General features: G+C 33.3%; 16 protein-coding genes. 6 read left to right on the plus strand and 10 right to left on the minus strand.

Going from position 1 to position 18,351, the window contains the following annotated elements; all coding sequences use genetic code 11:
• The first annotated feature begins 51 nt into the window (after positions 1 to 51).
• Both QZ659_RS01420 and QZ659_RS01425 read left to right on the plus strand, forming a co-directional pair.
• Positions 52 to 594, plus strand: a complete 543-nt coding sequence (locus tag QZ659_RS01420) for a DUF2480 family protein (protein WP_291720781.1) — start codon at positions 52 to 54, stop codon at positions 592 to 594.
• A gap of 97 nt (positions 595 to 691) precedes the next feature.
• Complete coding sequence (locus QZ659_RS01425; protein ID WP_291720783.1) at positions 692 to 907, plus strand: hypothetical protein; 216 nt, start codon at positions 692 to 694, stop codon at positions 905 to 907.
• A gap of 50 nt (positions 908 to 957) precedes the next feature.
• Here the strand turns inward: QZ659_RS01425 and QZ659_RS01430 are convergent, their stop codons facing one another.
• The 4 genes from QZ659_RS01430 to QZ659_RS01445 all read right to left on the minus strand — a co-directional run bounded on the left by QZ659_RS01430 (position 958) and on the right by QZ659_RS01445 (position 5,303).
• Positions 958 to 1,683, minus strand: coding sequence for a pyridoxine 5'-phosphate synthase (locus QZ659_RS01430; RefSeq protein ID WP_291720785.1), 726 nt, complete (start codon positions 1,681 to 1,683; stop codon positions 958 to 960).
• 92 nt (positions 1,684 to 1,775) lie between these two features.
• Positions 1,776 to 2,603 carry a phytanoyl-CoA dioxygenase family protein gene (locus QZ659_RS01435; RefSeq protein ID WP_291720788.1) on the minus strand — a complete coding sequence of 276 codons (828 nt, stop codon included), beginning with the start codon at positions 2,601 to 2,603 and terminating at the stop codon, positions 1,776 to 1,778.
• Positions 2,604 to 2,607: 4 nt separating this feature from the next.
• Positions 2,608 to 3,117, minus strand: a complete 510-nt coding sequence (locus tag QZ659_RS01440) for a hypothetical protein (RefSeq protein WP_291720791.1) — start codon at positions 3,115 to 3,117, stop codon at positions 2,608 to 2,610.
• Positions 3,118 to 3,140: 23 nt separating this feature from the next.
• Entirely contained in the window at positions 3,141 to 5,303 is a 2,163-nt protein-coding gene (locus tag QZ659_RS01445; protein WP_291720795.1) for a 7TM diverse intracellular signaling domain-containing protein, read from the minus strand.
• Positions 5,304 to 5,659: 356 nt separating this feature from the next.
• Here QZ659_RS01445 and QZ659_RS01450 point away from each other — a divergent pair, with 356 nt between their 5' ends.
• A complete protein-coding gene (locus QZ659_RS01450) occupies positions 5,660 to 8,086 on the plus strand; it encodes an endonuclease MutS2 (protein ID WP_291720798.1) in 2,427 nt (808 codons plus the stop codon).
• Between the two features lie 69 nt (positions 8,087 to 8,155).
• On the opposite strand, the gene QZ659_RS01455 is transcribed toward QZ659_RS01450, so the two are convergent.
• The 4 genes from QZ659_RS01455 to QZ659_RS01470 form a co-directional block, all read right to left on the minus strand.
• Positions 8,156 to 8,545 carry a VOC family protein gene (locus tag QZ659_RS01455; protein ID WP_291720801.1) on the minus strand — a complete coding sequence of 130 codons (390 nt, stop codon included), beginning with the start codon at positions 8,543 to 8,545 and terminating at the stop codon, positions 8,156 to 8,158.
• Positions 8,546 to 8,690: 145 nt separating this feature from the next.
• Complete coding sequence (locus QZ659_RS01460; protein WP_291720803.1) at positions 8,691 to 9,374, minus strand: hypothetical protein; 684 nt, start codon at positions 9,372 to 9,374, stop codon at positions 8,691 to 8,693.
• A gap of 252 nt (positions 9,375 to 9,626) precedes the next feature.
• Complete coding sequence (locus tag QZ659_RS01465; protein WP_291720804.1) at positions 9,627 to 10,472, minus strand: class I SAM-dependent methyltransferase; 846 nt, start codon at positions 10,470 to 10,472, stop codon at positions 9,627 to 9,629.
• A gap of 158 nt (positions 10,473 to 10,630) precedes the next feature.
• Positions 10,631 to 13,021, minus strand: a complete 2,391-nt coding sequence (locus tag QZ659_RS01470; RefSeq protein ID WP_291720806.1) for an N-acetylmuramoyl-L-alanine amidase — start codon at positions 13,019 to 13,021, stop codon at positions 10,631 to 10,633.
• 590 nt (positions 13,022 to 13,611) lie between these two features.
• On the opposite strand from QZ659_RS01470, the gene phbB reads away from it, so the two are divergent.
• Both phbB and QZ659_RS01480 read left to right on the plus strand, forming a co-directional pair.
• Positions 13,612 to 14,358 carry an acetoacetyl-CoA reductase gene (gene phbB / locus QZ659_RS01475; protein WP_291720807.1) on the plus strand — a complete coding sequence of 249 codons (747 nt, stop codon included), beginning with the start codon at positions 13,612 to 13,614 and terminating at the stop codon, positions 14,356 to 14,358.
• A gap of 277 nt (positions 14,359 to 14,635) precedes the next feature.
• Positions 14,636 to 14,992: a Rho termination factor N-terminal domain-containing protein gene (locus QZ659_RS01480; protein ID WP_291720808.1), complete on the plus strand. Its 357-nt coding sequence runs from the start codon at positions 14,636 to 14,638 to the stop codon at positions 14,990 to 14,992.
• Here the strand turns inward: QZ659_RS01480 and QZ659_RS01485 are convergent.
• The gene (locus tag QZ659_RS01485) at positions 14,989 to 15,957 is read right to left on the minus strand and encodes a KpsF/GutQ family sugar-phosphate isomerase (protein ID WP_291720810.1); all 969 of its coding nucleotides are present in this window, start codon (positions 15,955 to 15,957) and stop codon (positions 14,989 to 14,991) included. The genes QZ659_RS01480 and QZ659_RS01485 overlap by 4 nt on opposite strands.
• Positions 15,958 to 15,961: 4 nt before the next feature.
• Positions 15,962 to 16,954 carry an ADP-ribosylglycohydrolase family protein gene (locus tag QZ659_RS01490; RefSeq protein ID WP_291720813.1) on the minus strand — a complete coding sequence of 331 codons (993 nt, stop codon included), beginning with the start codon at positions 16,952 to 16,954 and terminating at the stop codon, positions 15,962 to 15,964.
• Between the two features lie 277 nt (positions 16,955 to 17,231).
• Between QZ659_RS01490 and QZ659_RS01495 the strand changes: the two genes are divergently transcribed.
• Entirely contained in the window at positions 17,232 to 18,299 is a 1,068-nt protein-coding gene (locus QZ659_RS01495; RefSeq protein WP_291720816.1) for a leucine-rich repeat domain-containing protein, read from the plus strand.
• The last annotated feature ends 52 nt before the right edge of the window (positions 18,300 to 18,351 follow it).

Consider the following 18,351-nt stretch of genomic DNA (forward strand, 5'->3'; position numbering starts at 1 on the left):
CAAAACCTCGTTGACGCTTCTAAAGCTCAACGACGGTTATTTAAAAAAGCTATGGAAAAAAATACAATAGAAAAACCTTTAAATAAAATCACTAATTCTTCCATCATAACATTTGATTTGGAAGAAATTTATCCAGAAGGCGAGCGAATAGAATACGATATAAAACAAAATCTCTTTCAAGAACTTATTTTAAGGGAAAAAGATTTTAGAGCATTTGTAAAACAATACGATTGGAGTCAGTATCAAGGCAAGTTTGTAAATGTCGTTTGTTCAGCAGATGCTATTGTTCCGATGTGGGCATTTATGGTAATAGTTTCTAATATTGAACCTTATGCAAAAAAGGTAGTTATTGGAACAAAATCAGAACTAGAAAGCGAGCTTTACAGAGACATTTTCAATACTTACGATTGGCAGCAATTTTTAGATAAAAAAGTTGTCATTAAAGGGTGCAGCAAAATAAAAATTCCAAATTTTGTGTACGGAGAAGCTACTCGTAGGCTGGCTCCAATAGCAAAACTGATTATGTTTGGGGAAGCATGTAGCAGTGTTCCTGTTTATAAAAAACCGAAAATATCAGTAAGCAGTAACCAGTAGTTATATGTTTAGGTTATTCAATTTTTAGTAGGTCAAAAGGCTTGCTTTTGGCAAAACATTATCATTTATCACTAACAATTAATCATTAAAAAAAATTATGACACATTTCAAAGGAAAAGTAGTTTATCAAGATTTAGAAGGTGGATTTTGGGGAATTATTGCTGATGACGGCACAGAATACAAACCCGAAAACCTTTCTTCAGAGTTTCAAAAAGAAGGTTTGAAAGTAGAGGTAAAAGCTGAAGAAGCTATGGGATTTGGAGTTTTTATGTGGGGAACACCTATACAAATTAAGGAGTGCAAAAAAATCTAGTTTTATTTTCATACCCTAAGGATTTTTAAAAACTCTTAGGGTATTATTTTTTATGATTTTAAAGCTCTTTTATAAAGCCCAATTGTATTTTCTAAACCCAAATACAAAGCATCACAAACGAGTGCATGACCAATGGAAACTTCTTTCAAATGAGGAAGATTTTTAGCTAAGTAATTCAGATTATCTAAATCTAAATCGTGTCCTGCATTGATTCCTAAGCTAAGTGTATGAGCTAATTCTGCACATTCTACATAGTTTTGAATGGCTTTTTTTGAATCTTCTTTAAAGTTTTGAGCATAACTTTCTGTATAAAATTCAATTCTGTCTGCTCCTGTTTTGGCTGCCCCTTCAATAAGTTCTTTTACTGGGTCTATAAAAATTGAAACTCTAATACCTAAGTTTTTGAGTTCTGAAATGGTATTTTTGAGGTACTCTTGATGTTTGATAGTGTCCCAGCCTGCATTAGAAGTTAGTGCATCATCTGAATCTGGAACGAGAGTCGCCTGTGTAGGTTTTATTTCCTTCACAATTTCTAAATAACGCCCCTTTTGTGGATTTCCTTCAATATTAAATTCTGTCTGAACAATTTTTGCCAAATCAAAGGCATCTTGATAACGGATATGACGCTCGTCTGGACGTGGATGAATTGTAATTCCCTCTGCTCCAAAGCGTTCGCAATCTTTTGCTACTTGTACTAAGTTTGGATTGTTTCCTCCTCTTGCGTTGCGCAGTGTAGCAAATTTATTAATGTTTACACTAAGTTTAGCTAAAGCCATAGATAAAATAAATAATTTGATAGTTGAGATTATAAGACAAAACTACAAATTATCTGATGCTACTATTTGTTATAAATTCATATTTTATGATGCTATTGAAGTAGGCTGCTTTTTACTTTGTTGATTTTCTTTAAAATAACGAGATAAATAGGTGGTTTGCTTTGCTCTGTTTTTTCCTTTACCTCTCCTCTTACAAACGGAATATACAAAACTCTTCTTCTACTTGCTTCACCATGTGCAGGGCATTCAGCCACACGATGCCAAATTCTAGCATCGTGTATGGTCATATCTCCTGCTCTAGTTTCTACACAATACTCATTTTTATCTTGACGATGGTCTATAAAATGCCATTTTTTAAACAACATACTTGATATAGATTGTAAATGAGAACCCAAAAGTAGGCGCAGTCCTCCTTTATTTTTAGGGCAGTCATCTAAATGGATGCCAATATTATAGTAAAGTTTAGGTTTTTCTAATGACCAAAAATCTCTACCACTGTCTGTATGCCATCCTAATTTTCTTCTTGATGCTTCTTGTTCTTTTTTTAAATAATGATTAAAAACAATTCCATCATTTTCATTTTCTCCTATTCTAAACTCTTTTCCAACAACTTCCAAAAGTTTTTTCATTCTACTGATTAGCCCAGATTCTTCAAAATAGGATGTATTTAAAGACATAAAAGGACTTCGGTGTATTATAGTTTTGCCATCTAAATCTTTTCCATATAAAATAGGAACTCCAAACATTTCTTCTTTATCCTCTTCAATCCATTTTTTTTCGATATTGGCTTGAGCTTCAAATATATTTTCTATTTCTTTAGGTGTAATGTAGTTTCTGATATGCAAAAAACCTGTTTTTTGTACGGCATCTTTATATTGAGGAATTAAATCACTATCCCATTTATCAAATATTAATTGCATTTTTTTAGAGTTGGCTAAGTGGTTTGAATTTCTTTAGAATAAAATAAGATAAAAAAAATAGATGCTTACCTATTTTCAAAAATGCTTTTCCTAAAAGAATATTTGGTTTTTGGGGATAAGGAACAACAAGGTAGTCTTTAAGAAATCTGGCAGGCTCTAAAAAATGATTTTTACCTTTTCCATAATCAATGACCAATCCTTGTATGTCTATTTTAGCAGGATTATAAAGAGCATAAAACCCTTGTTTTAAAGGTTTGCCTTTTTTGTTTTTTTTGATGTAGTTAGAATGATTGGAAGTCTTGTTTTGAGAAACTATTATATTATAACCCGTTTTTTGTGAGGTCTCAAATACTTTTATAAAATTTCTAAAACCAAGAAAACCTGTAATCGAATTTGTATTGTATCCTATGAAACTATATCCTTCTATATTTTCAAAAGTAGCCATACTAGAATTTTCAAAAAGAATATCTAAATCACTTTTACTTTTATTTTTTAATATTTCAAAGGAGGACATAATTTTTATAAAATGGTAAATGATTATATTCTGAATCCCATTACCAAAATATCATCTATTTGCATAGCATCAGCTTCTTGCATCCATGTGGAAAGTGTATTTTCCAAAATTTGTTTTTGCTCATCAAAGGGAAGTTGATGGATAGATTGAAGAAGGGTTTTGAGGTTTTTACGCATAAATTTTTTATTCTGTTTTCCTCCAAACTGGTCTTGATAACCATCAGAATACATATAATACGAAGTCTGATTATCTATTTTTAAGATGGTATCTTCAAAGGAAATTCCTTCTGTTTTTAAAGAACCTCCAATGCTAAATTTACTAGCCTTATGCTCTACAATAGCATTGTTTTTTATGGTGATAAGTGGATTTCTTGCTCCAGAGAAACAAATTTTGTTTTCTAACTTATTGATAACACAAAGTGAAATATCCATTCCGTCTTTGTTTCCTGTATCTTTTTGTTTGAGAAGTGAAACGATTTGTTGATGCAGCGTCAATAATATTTGAGCAGGTGAAGTATAATTATTTTCAATGATAATTTCACGTAATAAATTTATTCCTATCATTGACATGAGAGACCCTGGAACTCCGTGTCCTGTACAGTCTGCCACAGCAAAAAATGTGTACTCTTTTTTCTCTAAGAAAAAATAAAAATCTCCACTCACTACATCTTTAGGTAAATAAAGTGTAAAACAATCTTCAAAATATTTACAAATTTCATTTTGAGACGGCAAAACAGCTTCTTGAATGCGTTTGGCATAATTAATGCTGTTGGAAAGCGCAATACTTTTGAGTTCGATTTCTGCTTTTTGTTTTTCTACTGTTTCAACCGTTTGAGCAAGTTCTTCATTAGTCTGGGCAAGCTCTTCATTGCTTTCATTAAGTTTTTGAGTGCGTTCTTTTACTTTACTTTCCAATTCTTCTTTGCTTTGCTGCTCCAAACGTAAAGCCTTTTTTGTAGCAATATTTTTTTCTCTTCTTATAGCTCTATATCTATCTGCTAAAGCAACAGAAATTAGAGCTACTTCTAAGGCAGAACCAATTTCTGCTCCATGACTTGTCCAAAAACTAATAGGAAGCGTTCCACTATTACGCAGTGTTATCAAAAAACCTCCTATCAGATAAGAAGCCCACGCTAAAACAAAAAAACGTGCAAATTTATTTCCCTTATACCAACAATATATTCCAGTCGCTAGAAATGATACAGATACCAGCTTGATAATAGCATTTATTGCGCCACTCCAAAGCAAATAATTGATAGGGTAAGCAATAATAGATAAAGCTATAATGAATAAGAAAAATTTATGTAGTGAAGGAAATTCTTTTTTTAGATTGAGAAAATTAGTAGTGAAAATAGAAGCTGTAATAGTAATTCCAATCATTGCTGCACGAGTAAAATATACATTAGCAGCAGGAAAATTAGGGTAAATATATTTGAATAAATATCCACTTACGCCAGCAAAAGTTAGGAAAGTACAGATGATAGTTAGTACATAGTAGATATAGTTTCGGTCTCTAATTATAAAGAATATAACTAGATTATAAAGCATCATGATTAGAAGCATTCCAAAATAAATACCATAACCAATATGGCTGTCTTTGGATTCTTGATGGATTTGCTCCTTTGTAAATATATAAGTAGGTAGTAAGACAGGGTAATTAGAGCGAATACGAAAATAGTATGTACTTTTTTCTTGAGGTTGTAATTGTAATGGAAAAACGAATCCATTTGTTTTTATATCACCACGAGAGTGATAGGGAAATAGCCAACCAGTTTGAGTATTCTGTATTAAAATACCTTCTTTTACATGATAAAAATCAATACTATCTGTAAAGGGCATATCTAAGTTGAGTTGCCAATTACTTATATCAGTTTGATTTTCTATTTCCAATTTAAGCCAGACAGGAGCAGATAAATAGCCTAAATTAAGGTGTTCAGATTGGTTTTGAAGCCATTTTTGTTCGAAATCTTTACTTTTAATTTCTTCTATTGAATAATTTTTGTTTTCATTGTCTATATAATAATACAGAGTATTTCCCAAGCTAGAAATACCTTCTTTCTCATTTAGGATAATGGTTTGAGCATGTGTAGAGAAATTGAAAAAATAGAGAATAAGAAAAACATAGAAAACTAAATTATTGTTTCTTATTGTATATCTATTTTGGAAAAATAAAATCGAAAAAATCATCTGTATCAGTAAAAAAAATCTGAGTAGGTAAGAGAAACAAAAATAGTGAATTTATGATAATATTAGACAATATTTTAAAGCTAACACTATAAATAAAACATATAGAGTAGTTATCTTCTATTATCAAGGTATTAGGCTTTCATGAGGTAAAAGATATACAAACTTTAGAGTACTGATATCAATAGATAAACTGCTGACTTACAGTGGGTTTTAAAAAATATTTTTCTTTTTGAATCAAAATTGTAAAAACTGGGTTATCTAGGCATTACAATATTTTATATCAAAGGCGTACCTTTGAGTCGCCAAAAAATGCCAGTAACCAATTACTGGTAAGTGTTTACTGATAAATGAAAAAAATGGTTTACCCTCAAAATATAGAAACAAAATTAGGATTCGATAAAATTCGTGAATATTTAGGCGAAGAATGTCAAGGCATTTTGGGAAGGCAACTAATTGATAAAATGGAATTTCATAACGATTATGAAGCCATTGCCAGCCTCACAGAGCAGACTGCCGAGTTTAAAAAACTTATAGAAACAGGACAAAGCCCACCAGAAAGTTATTACTTTGATGTTTCGGCATATCTTGCCAAAGCCTCTATTGTCAATAATTTTCTAACAGAAAGTGAGTTTTACGACGTAAAGCGTTCTTTGGATACGCTCTATCAAACGCTTAGAGTTATTAGAAGGCAGCCTAAAGCAGAGTTTCCACGCTTGCAAGCCTTGTGTCAAGATATTGATGTGCCTTATGAGGTTATTCAAGATATAGAACGAGTAATTGACGACAAAGGGCAGATGCGAAACAATGCCTCAGCAGAGCTTCAAAAAATCCGTCAAGATATTGTTCGAACACAAGTTACGCTTCGTAAAAAACTCGTTTCTATTGTAGAAGGACTTAGAAAAAACGATTATCTACGTTCTGATGTAGAAACGACAGTTAGAGAAGGTAGAATGGTAGTTCCTATCAAAACAGAATACAGAAAACAGCTAAAAGGAATTGTTCACGATACATCATCAACAGGACAAACTATCTTCATAGAGCCTGAAGCAATTGTAGATTTGAATAACGATATTAAGCAGCTTTTGCATCAAGAACGCTTTGAAATTGTACGTATTCTGACAGACCTTACAACATTTTTACGCCCTCATCTGCATACTTTAAAATATGCTTACGAATTTTTAGCTCAAGTAGATTTTATCCGTGCAAAGGCTCGTTTTGCTATCAAATTAAATGCTATTAACCCAACTTTCGAAAAACGTGCTTTAATAGATTGGCAAAATGCTTTTCACCCTCTTCTTTATCTATCTCATACCAAACAAGGAAAAAAAGTTTACCCAAACACACTTTATTTAGATGGGAATCAGCGTATTTTACTTATTTCAGGACCTAATGCTGGGGGTAAATCGGTTCTCTTAAAAACGGTTGGTTTACTTCAATATATGTATCAGACAGGTCTTTTGATTCCTGTTCAAGAAGGTTCTAAAGTAGGAATATTTGACCAGCTTTTTATAGATATTGGCGACGAACAATCCATAGATAATGACCTAAGTACGTACAGTTCGCATCTTTATAATATGAAGAAATTCCTCATCGCAGGAAACAAGCGAACCCTTGCCCTTATAGATGAATTTGGAACAGGAACAGAGCCACAAGTAGGTGCATCAATAGCAGAGGCAATTTTAGAAGAATTTGAAAAACAAAGAATGTATGCTGTCATTACGACGCATTATGCCAATCTCAAATTTATGGCAGAAAAATCGCAATTTATTGTCAATGGAGCAATGCGATACGATGTAGATAACCTAGAGCCACTTTTTAAATTAGAAATTGGAAAACCAGGAAGCTCGTTTGCCTTAGAAATTGCTAAAAAAATAGGTTTGCCTTCCGATGTTATTAAATCTGCACACTCAAAACTAGGAGGCGAACAGTTAGAAGTAGAACGACTTTTAAGACAACTTGAAAAACAACGCTCCAACCTAGACAGACAACAAACCAACCTCCGAAAACAAGGCATTGAAGTAGATAAATTGCTTAAAGAAAATCAGCAACTCAAAGATGATTTGAAGAAAAACAAGCAAAAGTATATGCAAGAGGCTAAAAAAGAAGCCCAAGAACTTCTGCAAAACGCCAATAAGCGCATAGAAAATACTATCCGAAGCATAAAGGAAAATCAAGCCGACAAGCAAAAGACGAAAGCTCTTAGAAAAGATTTAGAAGGCTTGCAAGATGAACTAGATAAAGTAACTGTTGAGCCTATTCAAAAAGAAACTTCTAAAAATGAGGACGAAATTATTCGTTATGTAGATAGCAAAATTGAAGAAGGTGATTTTGTTCAGATAAAAGGACAGACAGCCATTGCAGAAGTTTTGTCTATCAAAAACAAAGATGTTTTGCTTCGTATTGGAGCTTTAAAAACTACTGTCAAGATGAACCGTTTACAGAAAGTAGATGAAAAAGTCCTACCTTCTTCTATTACAGGAAATAAAAACGGTAATAGTTCTTCTAGTGCAGGTTCAACGCTTCATACAAAAGTTCTTGATTTTAGTCCAGATTTGGATGTGCGTGGAAAGCGTGCCGAAGAAGTAAATCCTATTGTAACGGCTTTTATGGATGATGCTGTGATGCTCTCACAGAAAAATCTTCGTATTCTTCATGGAAAAGGAGAAGGTGTTTTACGCCAAGTGGTCAGAGATGCACTTCGTCAGTATCCACAAGTACAGACGATGAAAGACGAACACGCCGACCGAGGTGGCGCAGGTGTAACAATAGTTACACTTAGGTAAAAGTCTAACTCATTCAGTTTACTATAAAAAAGGTCAGTGTTTTTAAAAATACTGACCTTTTTTACATTTCTACTCATCCCAAATTCCTTCACTTACAATTTCTAAAACGTGTTTATTAGGGTCTTCAAAATAGAATGACATAAGGTTATTTTTCCATTCTTGTTCATGTGTAATCTCAATACCTGCTTCCTTGATTTTATTTTTCCACAGTTGATAATCTTCTACCTTGGCTTCAAAAGCAAAATGTATGTTTCCATTGGCAAAATGAGCAGGTAGATGTTCTTGTGAAGCTGCATACTCATTCATAAAACACAAAAGTACATCCGAACCAGCTCTAAAGAATATAAAAGCATCTTCCTTTCTTGAAATAATGGGAAGCTCTAACACGTTGTGATAGAAATTTTGAGTTTTATCCAAATCACTCACATAAAGACACGTTTCTTTAATTTTTTGAATCATAGTATAGATAATTTTGGTCGTTGGTAGGGACACCAACAACAGCTTTTTTCGCCATTATTGGTGTCTTACCATTTTTATGATAAAGTTTATTCTTTGAATTTGATTCTGATAAACTGATATTTTTTCTTGCGCTTGGCAAACAAAATCATTTCATTTTTTGAAACCTGTGCCGAAACTTTAGGTCGTACAATTTCCTCTCGCTTTGGCGTATTGATAAGACTTGTACGTTCTTGTTTTCCACTAGCATCCACCGTATTGAGTGCACATGAAATCCAAACTTCTCATTGGCATTTTTTTCATAGGGAAGGTCATAATAAATCAATACTTTTGAGGTATCTCTAGCCACTGAAAAACCAAAAGAACCACTATTAAACCTACTTTTGCCTTCGAAAGAAATTTGTGCAATTTGCTTGGCAGTGCCTTTTAGCTTTAATGTACTTTTGTCTATTTGCTGGACAAAAAGCGTTTTTTCTTTTGCTGTTTTATCTAAAAATTCTGTGAAAATATAGAGTTCTTCTCCCAACTGTGTGATTCTTACCAAAGAACAATTTTTTGGAAGTTCTAACTTTTCAGAATTGGTACGTTTTAAGTCATTGTCGTAACGCTCAAGATAGTTTTCTCTTCTAAAAAAACTTTTTGTTTCGTATTTGTATAGATAAAAGCCTGTTTTGTCATAGCCTACAATCGAACCAATTCCACCACTACGGGAAATAGAATATTCTTCTCCCATTTCAATGGTCGCATAAGGGTTTTTAGTGATTTGTCCGAAGGCAGTAGAACAAAGACAAAGTAGCAAAAAAGCAGAAGTAATAATTTGCTTTATTTTCATATATAAATTTGATAATGTGAAATGAAATAAAGTGCAAATTTAGGGAAATAAAATGCGAAACAATCAACGTTATCTAGTTCAAATAAAAAAGCAGTTACTTGATTTTTGTAACTGCTTTTTAAATTAAAGTGAACTTAGGATTATATTTATTGATTATCAATACGTTATAGTGTGTTTTTTATATCAGTACTGACCTTAATTAAGTTAGGTCAGTCTCGTGGAGCAGACCGATATATGTAATTTTAATCTAGCTTACTTCTCAGCCACAATCACAATATTCCACGCCAAACGATTGATTAGAGGAATTTTCAGAAGAAAATTATCTAGTGCTGAAAGAGGTTTGAACCACCAGCCAATTGTTTTTTCATTTTCTTTATAGATGCGCTTCCAGTAACGAACTTTATTAGGGTTGTATCTCTTGATAAAATAATAATACAAGAACAAAACAAGTGTAGAGAGCCAAAACTCTTTGTGATGCACATTTGAGAAAGTAGCTTTATATTTTTTCAGAATATCAAAGCCCAAAGGCATTTCATCGATAGTTCGGACTTCCATTGCCATTTTTCTATACACATTAATCACAGGATTGTATTTGATAGGATCCCACGTGTAGAGTTTTCCACCTTTTCTCAAAAATTGATGGATATTTTCTAACCAAAGTGTATGTTCAGATTCTGGGACGTGGTGCATTAGGTTGGCACAATAGACAATATCAAAATAATCTTTCTCAAAAACCATCTTCTCGGCAGGAGAAATCACTACATTTATCTTTACATTATATCTTGCAGCTAGTTCTTTTGCTAGTTCTCCCATCTGTGGGGAAATATCTGTATAGGTAACTTCTGCCCCTTGCATTGCAAAATAAACTGAACTCTCTCCTAGTCCTGCGCCTACGTCAAGAATTTTCTTTCCTCTAAGGTCGCCCATCTGCTCAACCATATAACGATTTTCGATGGCACAAAGTCCTTCAAAAAGAGCGACTACATCTATTTCTGCAAGGTCTTCTGAGGTTGCCCAATCGTCGTGAAAATCTGCTTCTCTTTGGTGAAGTTCTTCGTGTTTTCCTTTTTCGTCTAATGCTGTGTTACTAGCTGCCATACAAAAGCTGGTTCTTTTTTTATGTTTTTATTGTATAATTTTATGCAAAAATACAGAATTATAATGAAAAGGTAGATAAGAAAAACCCTCCAAACTGATTTTCATAGCTTGAAGGGTTGTAGTTTAAACATTCTAAAGACTGTTGTATATATAATATTTTAAATCTTTACCAGTCGAAGTGTTTTCATTTCTTCATTAGTAGAAATTCTGATGATATATGTTCCTGCTTTTAGACGAAGGTTAGAAAGTTCAAACTCTTGGTTTTGATTTCCTGCTTGCTTGTTACCTTTATAAAGGATAGAAATTTCTTCTCCCAAAACATTATACAAGCGAATATCAACATCAGAGGCTTCCTTTAGCGAGTACACTACATTCAAGTGGTTATCTGCCATCGGATTTGGGTAGAGTGATAGTGAGCTAATTGCCTCTTCTTCATCAAGCGTAGTAGCAACTTTTGTAGAAATACTTGTAATGTTTACTTCTGCATCTCCCAAAGCCGACCAGTTGTGAGCTGCATCTTTGACAAGAGATTTGATTTTTGCAGCTGGACTTCCTGTTACTCGCACGTCGTTCCAATCTGTTGTTCCTACAAAAACAGTTTGACTTGTTCCACGAGATTTATAAACCTTCAAGTCATCAAAATCTACAGACGCTCCATTGGTGCGAAGAGAAATATAACTTCCAGAAGTAAGTGGACTGGAATCTGTCCAATCCAATACAGGCTGTCCATTTTTGAATACTTCTATTTTTCCAGAGTTTGTACTGTATGCAATTTTGTAATCTGCCCAAGAATTATCAGTAGAAAGTGTTGCGCTTGCACGAGTGTAAAGCGTATTATTTATTGTTTCATAAATATAAACCTTTCCTGCATCGGTAGAGAACCAAATTAAATACGAATCTCCACGCTGACTTTGTGTTTGTGAATTTGCCATAATGTGCATTCCAAAACGACGTGCGCCAGAAGTATTGTTTACTTTTGCTGCAAAATTATAGAGATAAGCATTGCCTTGTGTTTGTGAAAGTTCTGTGGATAGAGCTGTGTTTGAGTTAAGGTTAGACTGTCTTAAACGTCCTTCTGAAGTTTCCCACCAAGTTCCTTCCCAGTCATCCAAACCTTTTGTATAGTCTGAATGGATAGACACATTTCCAAAGTTATCATTGAAAAAACCTTTTCCTTTATTTCCTCTCCACTCAGCATTTACAGATTCCAAAACTTGATAAAAACGACGAACTACGCCTACATTATCATCGTCTGTGAAAGTAACTGTAAAATTATCTGTTACAGAAGTTGGTGCAGAAATACTCGTTGTTGGAGGAGTTGTGTCGCCTGTTGGTGGAGGTGGAGGAGGTGTGCCACCACAATCGTTCTGAATCATAGAGTTTACATCGGCTCTTACGCTAGGCAAAAGTGCATACAGCGAATTACCTGGGCAAGACGTACAGCCACCACCATCACGGTGTCCAGCAATATTTTTTACATTTCCACCAGTAGAGTAATGATAAGATGAGCCTAAAGGATTGATACCTTCTTTACTTGCTTTCCACGCCAGTAGTTTTTTCAAACTCGTCATGGCTGCGTTGGTTGGATTTTGACTTGTAAATGTTCCCAACATACAGATGCCTTGTGTACGAGAATTATAACCACAAAAATGTGCTCCAATTACGTTTTCTGGTCGCCCTTGATAGATAACCCCTGACTTATGAATCAAGTAATTATAACCAATATCTGACCAGCCATTAGAATTTTGATGTAAATCTTGAACGGCTCTTACAGCTGCTGCGCCGTCATTCCAATCGTATCCGTAAGCGTGATGTACTACCAAGTGTGTAACGTCTGTGTACGAATAGCTACTACGTGGCGCACGAGCTCCCCAATTGCTACGAGAGACTACTGGAGGCTGCGAACACCCACCACTTTGCATGTAGTGTGTCATATCGTCTTTTGCCTTTTTGAGTGTAGCTTTTGGCGTTTCGCCTGGGCTATAAAACGACACCTCAACATCTTTTATGCTAGGCATTTGTTCGCTTCCTGCCTTCCAAGATATTTTGTACTGAACAAAACGAGTTTCTTTAGGTAAAAAACTAGCCACCGAAGTAAGACGTTTGGCTTCCTTAAGATTTTCCACATTTACGTGTCCGTCGAAGGCTGTTTGTTCCCAAATGTTCCATGTGATGCCATCAATAGAAGTTCTTTGTGCAATGGTTAGAAATTCGTCGTGCAAATTTTCTCCTTTCCAAGTTGTGTAGGCAGAAATAAAAGGAGTAGGATTTTTAAGGTTAATTCTGATAGCTTTTGTAGTAAAACTTCCCCCTTGTTGTATGTCCTTTAGCGTAATATTACGATGGCTATCAAAGGTTAAGTTCTGATTTTCTGTTAGACTACTTGCTTCAGATAAAGAAAAATGGCTCTGTGTTCTTCCTTCGTTCTTGAAAGTAATTTTTTCTGAACTTGACGTTGTAGTAGTTTTATTTTGTGCTATAGCTGTACCTATAAAAATTAAGGGTACAAAGGACAAGAATAAAGTGATTGAAAAAATAAATTTTTTCATTGGTTTTTGTGTTTTATAAAAAAAGAAAGGGATTATTTAACGTTTTGGTTGTAAAATATTGTTTGTAGAACTAATTAAATATATCTCAAAATAATTTTATGTTTAGAGATGGCATAAATCATTTTTTTTAGTCTTTTTTTAAGACTTTAATTTGACTAGACCTTATATTTTAGATGTGTTCTACACTTCAAATATAGCAATCTATTTTTGTAAAATACAAATATTATTTTTTACTTTTTTAATCTTAACTGCTTTAAAATGCCACTGATTGGAGAAAAAGAGTATCTATTTAGCTTTTTTTGCCTAAAAAAATATTTCAATATTAATGGTTTTACAACGCCAACTTTTATTTTTAGTATCTGTATTTTCTAATTCTATATTAGTTTTTTTGATAAAAAGTGATTTGATAAAACTTTATATAGTTTAATTTTTTAGAATATGATAATACTTTTTATTCTCCTGTTGTTTAAGTTTGTATGAAAAGTTAGGGATTTAATCATTTATTAACAGAAAAAGTAGTAGCTTTGCTCTAAGTTTAATAAAAAACACATCAATAAAAATCAGAATAAACACACAAACAAATCTTAACAATGGACAAAAACAATAAAAAAGTAGCTCTCGTAACAGGTTCAACAGGTGGAATTGGAACTGCTATTTGTAAAAAGTTGCATGATGAAGGCTACACAGTCGTGGCACACTATCGTAATAAAGAGAAAGCAGAAGAGTGGAATACGAATCTCAAAAATGATGGATACGATTTACCTTTAGTAATGGCTGATGTCTCTAACTTCGATGAAGTAGAAAAAATGTTTAAAGAAATTAAAGAAAGAGTCGGAGAAGTTGATATTTTAGTAAATAATGCTGGTATTACTCGTGATGGTTCTTTTAGAAAAATGTCTTTTGAACAGTGGAACTCGGTTATCAATGCCGATTTGACAAGTGTTTTCAACTGCTGTCGCCACGCCATCAATCCAATGTTGGAAAACAAATTTGGAAGAATTATCAATGTTTCGTCTGTAAATGGTCAGCGTGGACAGTTCGGACAAGTAAATTATAGTGCAGCTAAAGCAGGTATGCACGGTTTTACAAAAAGTTTGGCAATGGAAACAGCTCGTAAAGGTGTTACTATCAATACTGTTTCTCCTGGTTATATCGCTACTGATATGGTAATGGCAGTTCCAGAAGATATTCGTAACCAAATTATTGCTGATATTCCAATGGGAAGATTAGGAACTCCAGAAGAAATCGCAGAAATTATTGCCTATCTTGCTTCAGACAAGGCTGGGTTTGTAACAGGAGCAAACTTTGCTATTAATGGAGGACAACATGTTTATTAAAAAATAAGAAAATAATTTTTAGTAGAGTACTGAACACGAGATAAAAAGTTGTTGGTGTCGCTATGCTACAACAGGTATTTTTCTCCTGTTCTGTGACTCACAGAATAGCAAATATATATTGATGTTCAGTACTCTAAATTTTGAGACTTCTACGACGATTTGTTGTAGAAGTCTTTTTTATTTGTAGGATTATAATAAAACCTTTAACTTACTTCTAAGTTTTCCTTTATATTCAAACAAAAGAAGGTCTTAAACAACTTTAAAAATTTAAAACAGCATGATAATCAAAAGTTTACTTGAAATTGCATTTTATGGCTCTTGGGTAGCTGTAAAAAAAGTAGGAGCTACTTTAGAAGAAAAGTTACCTTTTTCGAAAGAAAAAATAAAACCAGTTCGAACCAGAACAGTAGATGCTCGTTTGGAAACTGCAAAGGAAGAAAAACAACAGAAAAAAGCCCCAATAGAAGACAAAAAAATTACGCCCAAACAGGAAGCTAAAATTTTGAATTATAAGCTAAAGACAAAAAAGGAACTCTATGAAATAGCGCAAGAAATTGATTTAGAAGGACGTTCTACAATGAATAAATCAGAACTAATTACGGCTTTAGAAGAACACACTAGAAATAATGGTTAATAGCTCAAAATATCATGCATTCTGACAAGTCCTAAACAGTTATTTTGGCTATCTATCACAGGAGCGACATAAATCTGTCTGTTTTTGTTTTCCATTATACTCAAAACTTCTGAAAGGCGCATTTGAGCTTGTAAAGAAATAGGGTTTGATGTCATTATCTGCTCTGCTTTGGCTGTGAGCGTATCAGAATGAGTAAGAAAACGTCTTACATCTCCATCTGTAATGATTCCTTCCAACTTATTATTTTCACAGACACAAACTGCTCCCAAATTATATTTTGTCATTACAATAACAACTTCTTTGAGAGAATTTTTTCTTGAAACGATAGGTAGGTTTTCTTGACTGTGCATCACATCAGAAGCTGTCAGTAAAAGATTTCGTCCAAGCTGTCCAGCAGGATGAAAAACTGCGAAATCTTTTGGTTGAAAATTTCTTGCTTTTATGAGTGCTGCAGCTAAAGCATCTCCAATAACCAAAGAAACCGTTGTACTACTCATAGGAGCAAGATTTAAGGGACAGGCTTCACGCTCAACAGTCGCATCTAAAATCAAATCTAGGTTTTGTGCCAAACGAGTTTGGGTGTTGCTAAAAATACCTATGGTTTTTGCACCTACTTTATGAAGGGTAGGAAGCATCTTGACAAGTTCAATTGTAGTTCCACTTTTAGAAAGCATAATCACAATATCACCTTTGGCTACCATCCCCAAATCTCCATGTAAGGCTTCCGAAGCATTTAAAAACACAGAAGGTGTACCTGTACTGGCAAATGTAGCTGAAATTTTGTGTGCAATAATGCCTGACTTGCCTACCCCTGTTACGACTACCTTTCCTCTTGAAGACAAAATAAAATCTATGGCTTTTTCAAAAGTAGTGGTAATTTGTTTTTTTACTAATTTAAGAGCCTGTATTTCTAAGTCAAAAACTTCATTGGCAGCTTCTAAATGAAGGTTTGTTTTGATTTGCATTATTTTATTGGTTCAGTGTATATAATCTATTGCATAAATCCTCAATCTCTTCCTTCTTAACAATCACATCTATCCACTCTTGAGGGATTCCTGTTTCTGCATTTGCTCCATAATAAAGTCCAGCTATTCCACCTGTTACGCAACCTGTGGTGTCTGTATCTTTACCTAAGTTTACAGCTTTCAAGACGCTTTCAGAATAAGAATCATATTTCATAAAACACCAAAGACTAGCCTCTAATGTATGCAGCACATAACCTGATGAGCTAATGGAATCCTCATCAAAGGTAGTAATATCATGTTTCAAAATTCTATCAAAAAGAGCAACTTCTTCTGTGTTAAACTCAAACTCTAGAGCAAAATCATTTATTCGTTTTTGTAACTCTTGATAAGCTACCACTTTATCTTGCTTGTTATCTTCTATCTGATGACGCAAAATATTGGCAAATTCTGTATAGATAAAACACGAAAAAACAGAGCGAAAATGCATGTGCGTAATCGAAGAAACTTCTGAAACTAATTTAAAACGCTTTTCTATATTTTCTTCAAAAAAATAACCTTTGTAAAAAACAAGAGGCAAGATTCGCATCAAAGAACCATTTCCATTAGAACGTTCCCCTATTCCTCCAGAAAGGAGTGGACTTTCTCCTTTTTTCAGTCGTTGGATTGCACCAACCGTAGCAATTCCAATATCAAACACTCTTCCGTGAGGTGTCCAAAATTTGTCGTAGTACCACCTTACAAAGTTATTCGCAATATCTCCAATATCATAAACTTCCGTCTTTTCAGTATTTGGAGGCGTAGCGAGGCTTTCAGCCAAACAAAAAGCCATTGAGCTATCGTCTGACCATGTTCCTTTAGGCTGATTATGCGTTCCAAACTCTCTCATATCCGTAACAGGATTTTCAGCAATTTTTCTTCTACTTTGAAATTCTACAGGTACGCCAAGTGCATCACCCACAGCAAAACCAAAAAAGGCATTTTTTATTTGTTGTTCCATTGTTTGAATAATTGATTTTCTGAATATGTAAAACTGCTAGGGGACGGAAATATAACTTTGATTTGAAAGAACGCTAAAATAAAAATAGTTTGAGATACATCCCAAACTATTTTATAATTTCACTTTTTTTTTGTGTTTGAGCGTGAATAACACCAACAACATTATGGAATTTTGGAAAAGTATAGAAAATAAATTATAAGTTTAAACGAACATTTTCTCTTTAGATTTAAAAAATGTATTTTGTAGATAATTTAGAATAAAAAAAGTAGTTTATATCATGAAAAAAATACTTTTCCTTGCTGTTGCTTTGGCTTCTATGCTGGCTTGTCTGTTTTATGCCTTTGATGGTTCATTTTTTCAAAATAATGGAGTTGAGGAGAAGGAAATCAAAGAACCAAAACATCAGCTTATTTATGATGCTGATTATGACTTTAGTGAGCCTTTGGTGGTAATTTTTAGTGATGGAGAATTAAAAGGTAAAAATGAAATATCTGAATACCGTACTGTATGTAGGTTAATTAATGATACTTTGCTTATAAATATGAGTGAAGGTTTTATGACAGGTTTTGACATTGACTTAACTCTTGCTTCTGATACTGTAAAAAGCCAAGGAGAAGTTGGTAGTTGTACTTACTTTTACGATTATGAACCTATTTTTAGCAAAGTAATTTTGGGTAAACGAAATCCAAAAATAAAAGATAGTATACATATTTCTTTAGATATGGTTTTCGTTTGTTATGATACACTAGAGAATTTTAGAGATACAATGAGAGTGAGAGGTTCTCAAAAAATTCAAGTTAGAGAAAAAAGCTACTCACAGCATCAAAAAATGAAAGAATTGTATATGAAGAGATTTATTGCAGAATCTAAACAAAGACCAGATACAATCACACATCTTAACTTTTCATATATGGAATTAGATTCTTTACCTAATGAACTTTTCCTTTTTAAAAACCTAAAAGAATTAAATATAAGTAACAGTAAAATTTCTGTTAAAGAACTGAATACATTAACTCAATTAAATAAGTTAGAAAAACTCTATATCGAAGATAGTAATTTAGAGGAATTCCCAAGTAAATTAGTAGAATTAGAACACTTGAAAGAATTAAAACTCTTTAGAAATAATATTTCTAAACTTCCTAATAACTTTTTCAAGTTAAAAAAACTAGAAAGTTTGCAAATGGAAAGTAATAGTATCATAAACTTTCCAAAAGTATTGTATAAAATGCCTAACCTTAGAATATTGTATTTAAGAGGGAATGAAATTAAACACTTAGAATCTGAACTTAATAAGTTAAAACAACTTGAAGAGCATGATTACACATCAGAAACTTATTTATACTAAAAAACTCCATTCCCTCAAATAAAATCGAAAGAATGGAGCTAAAGCTTTCATA

It is taken from the genome of Bernardetia sp., assembly GCF_020630935.1.
GTDB lineage: Bacteria > Bacteroidota > Bacteroidia > Cytophagales > Bernardetiaceae > Bernardetia.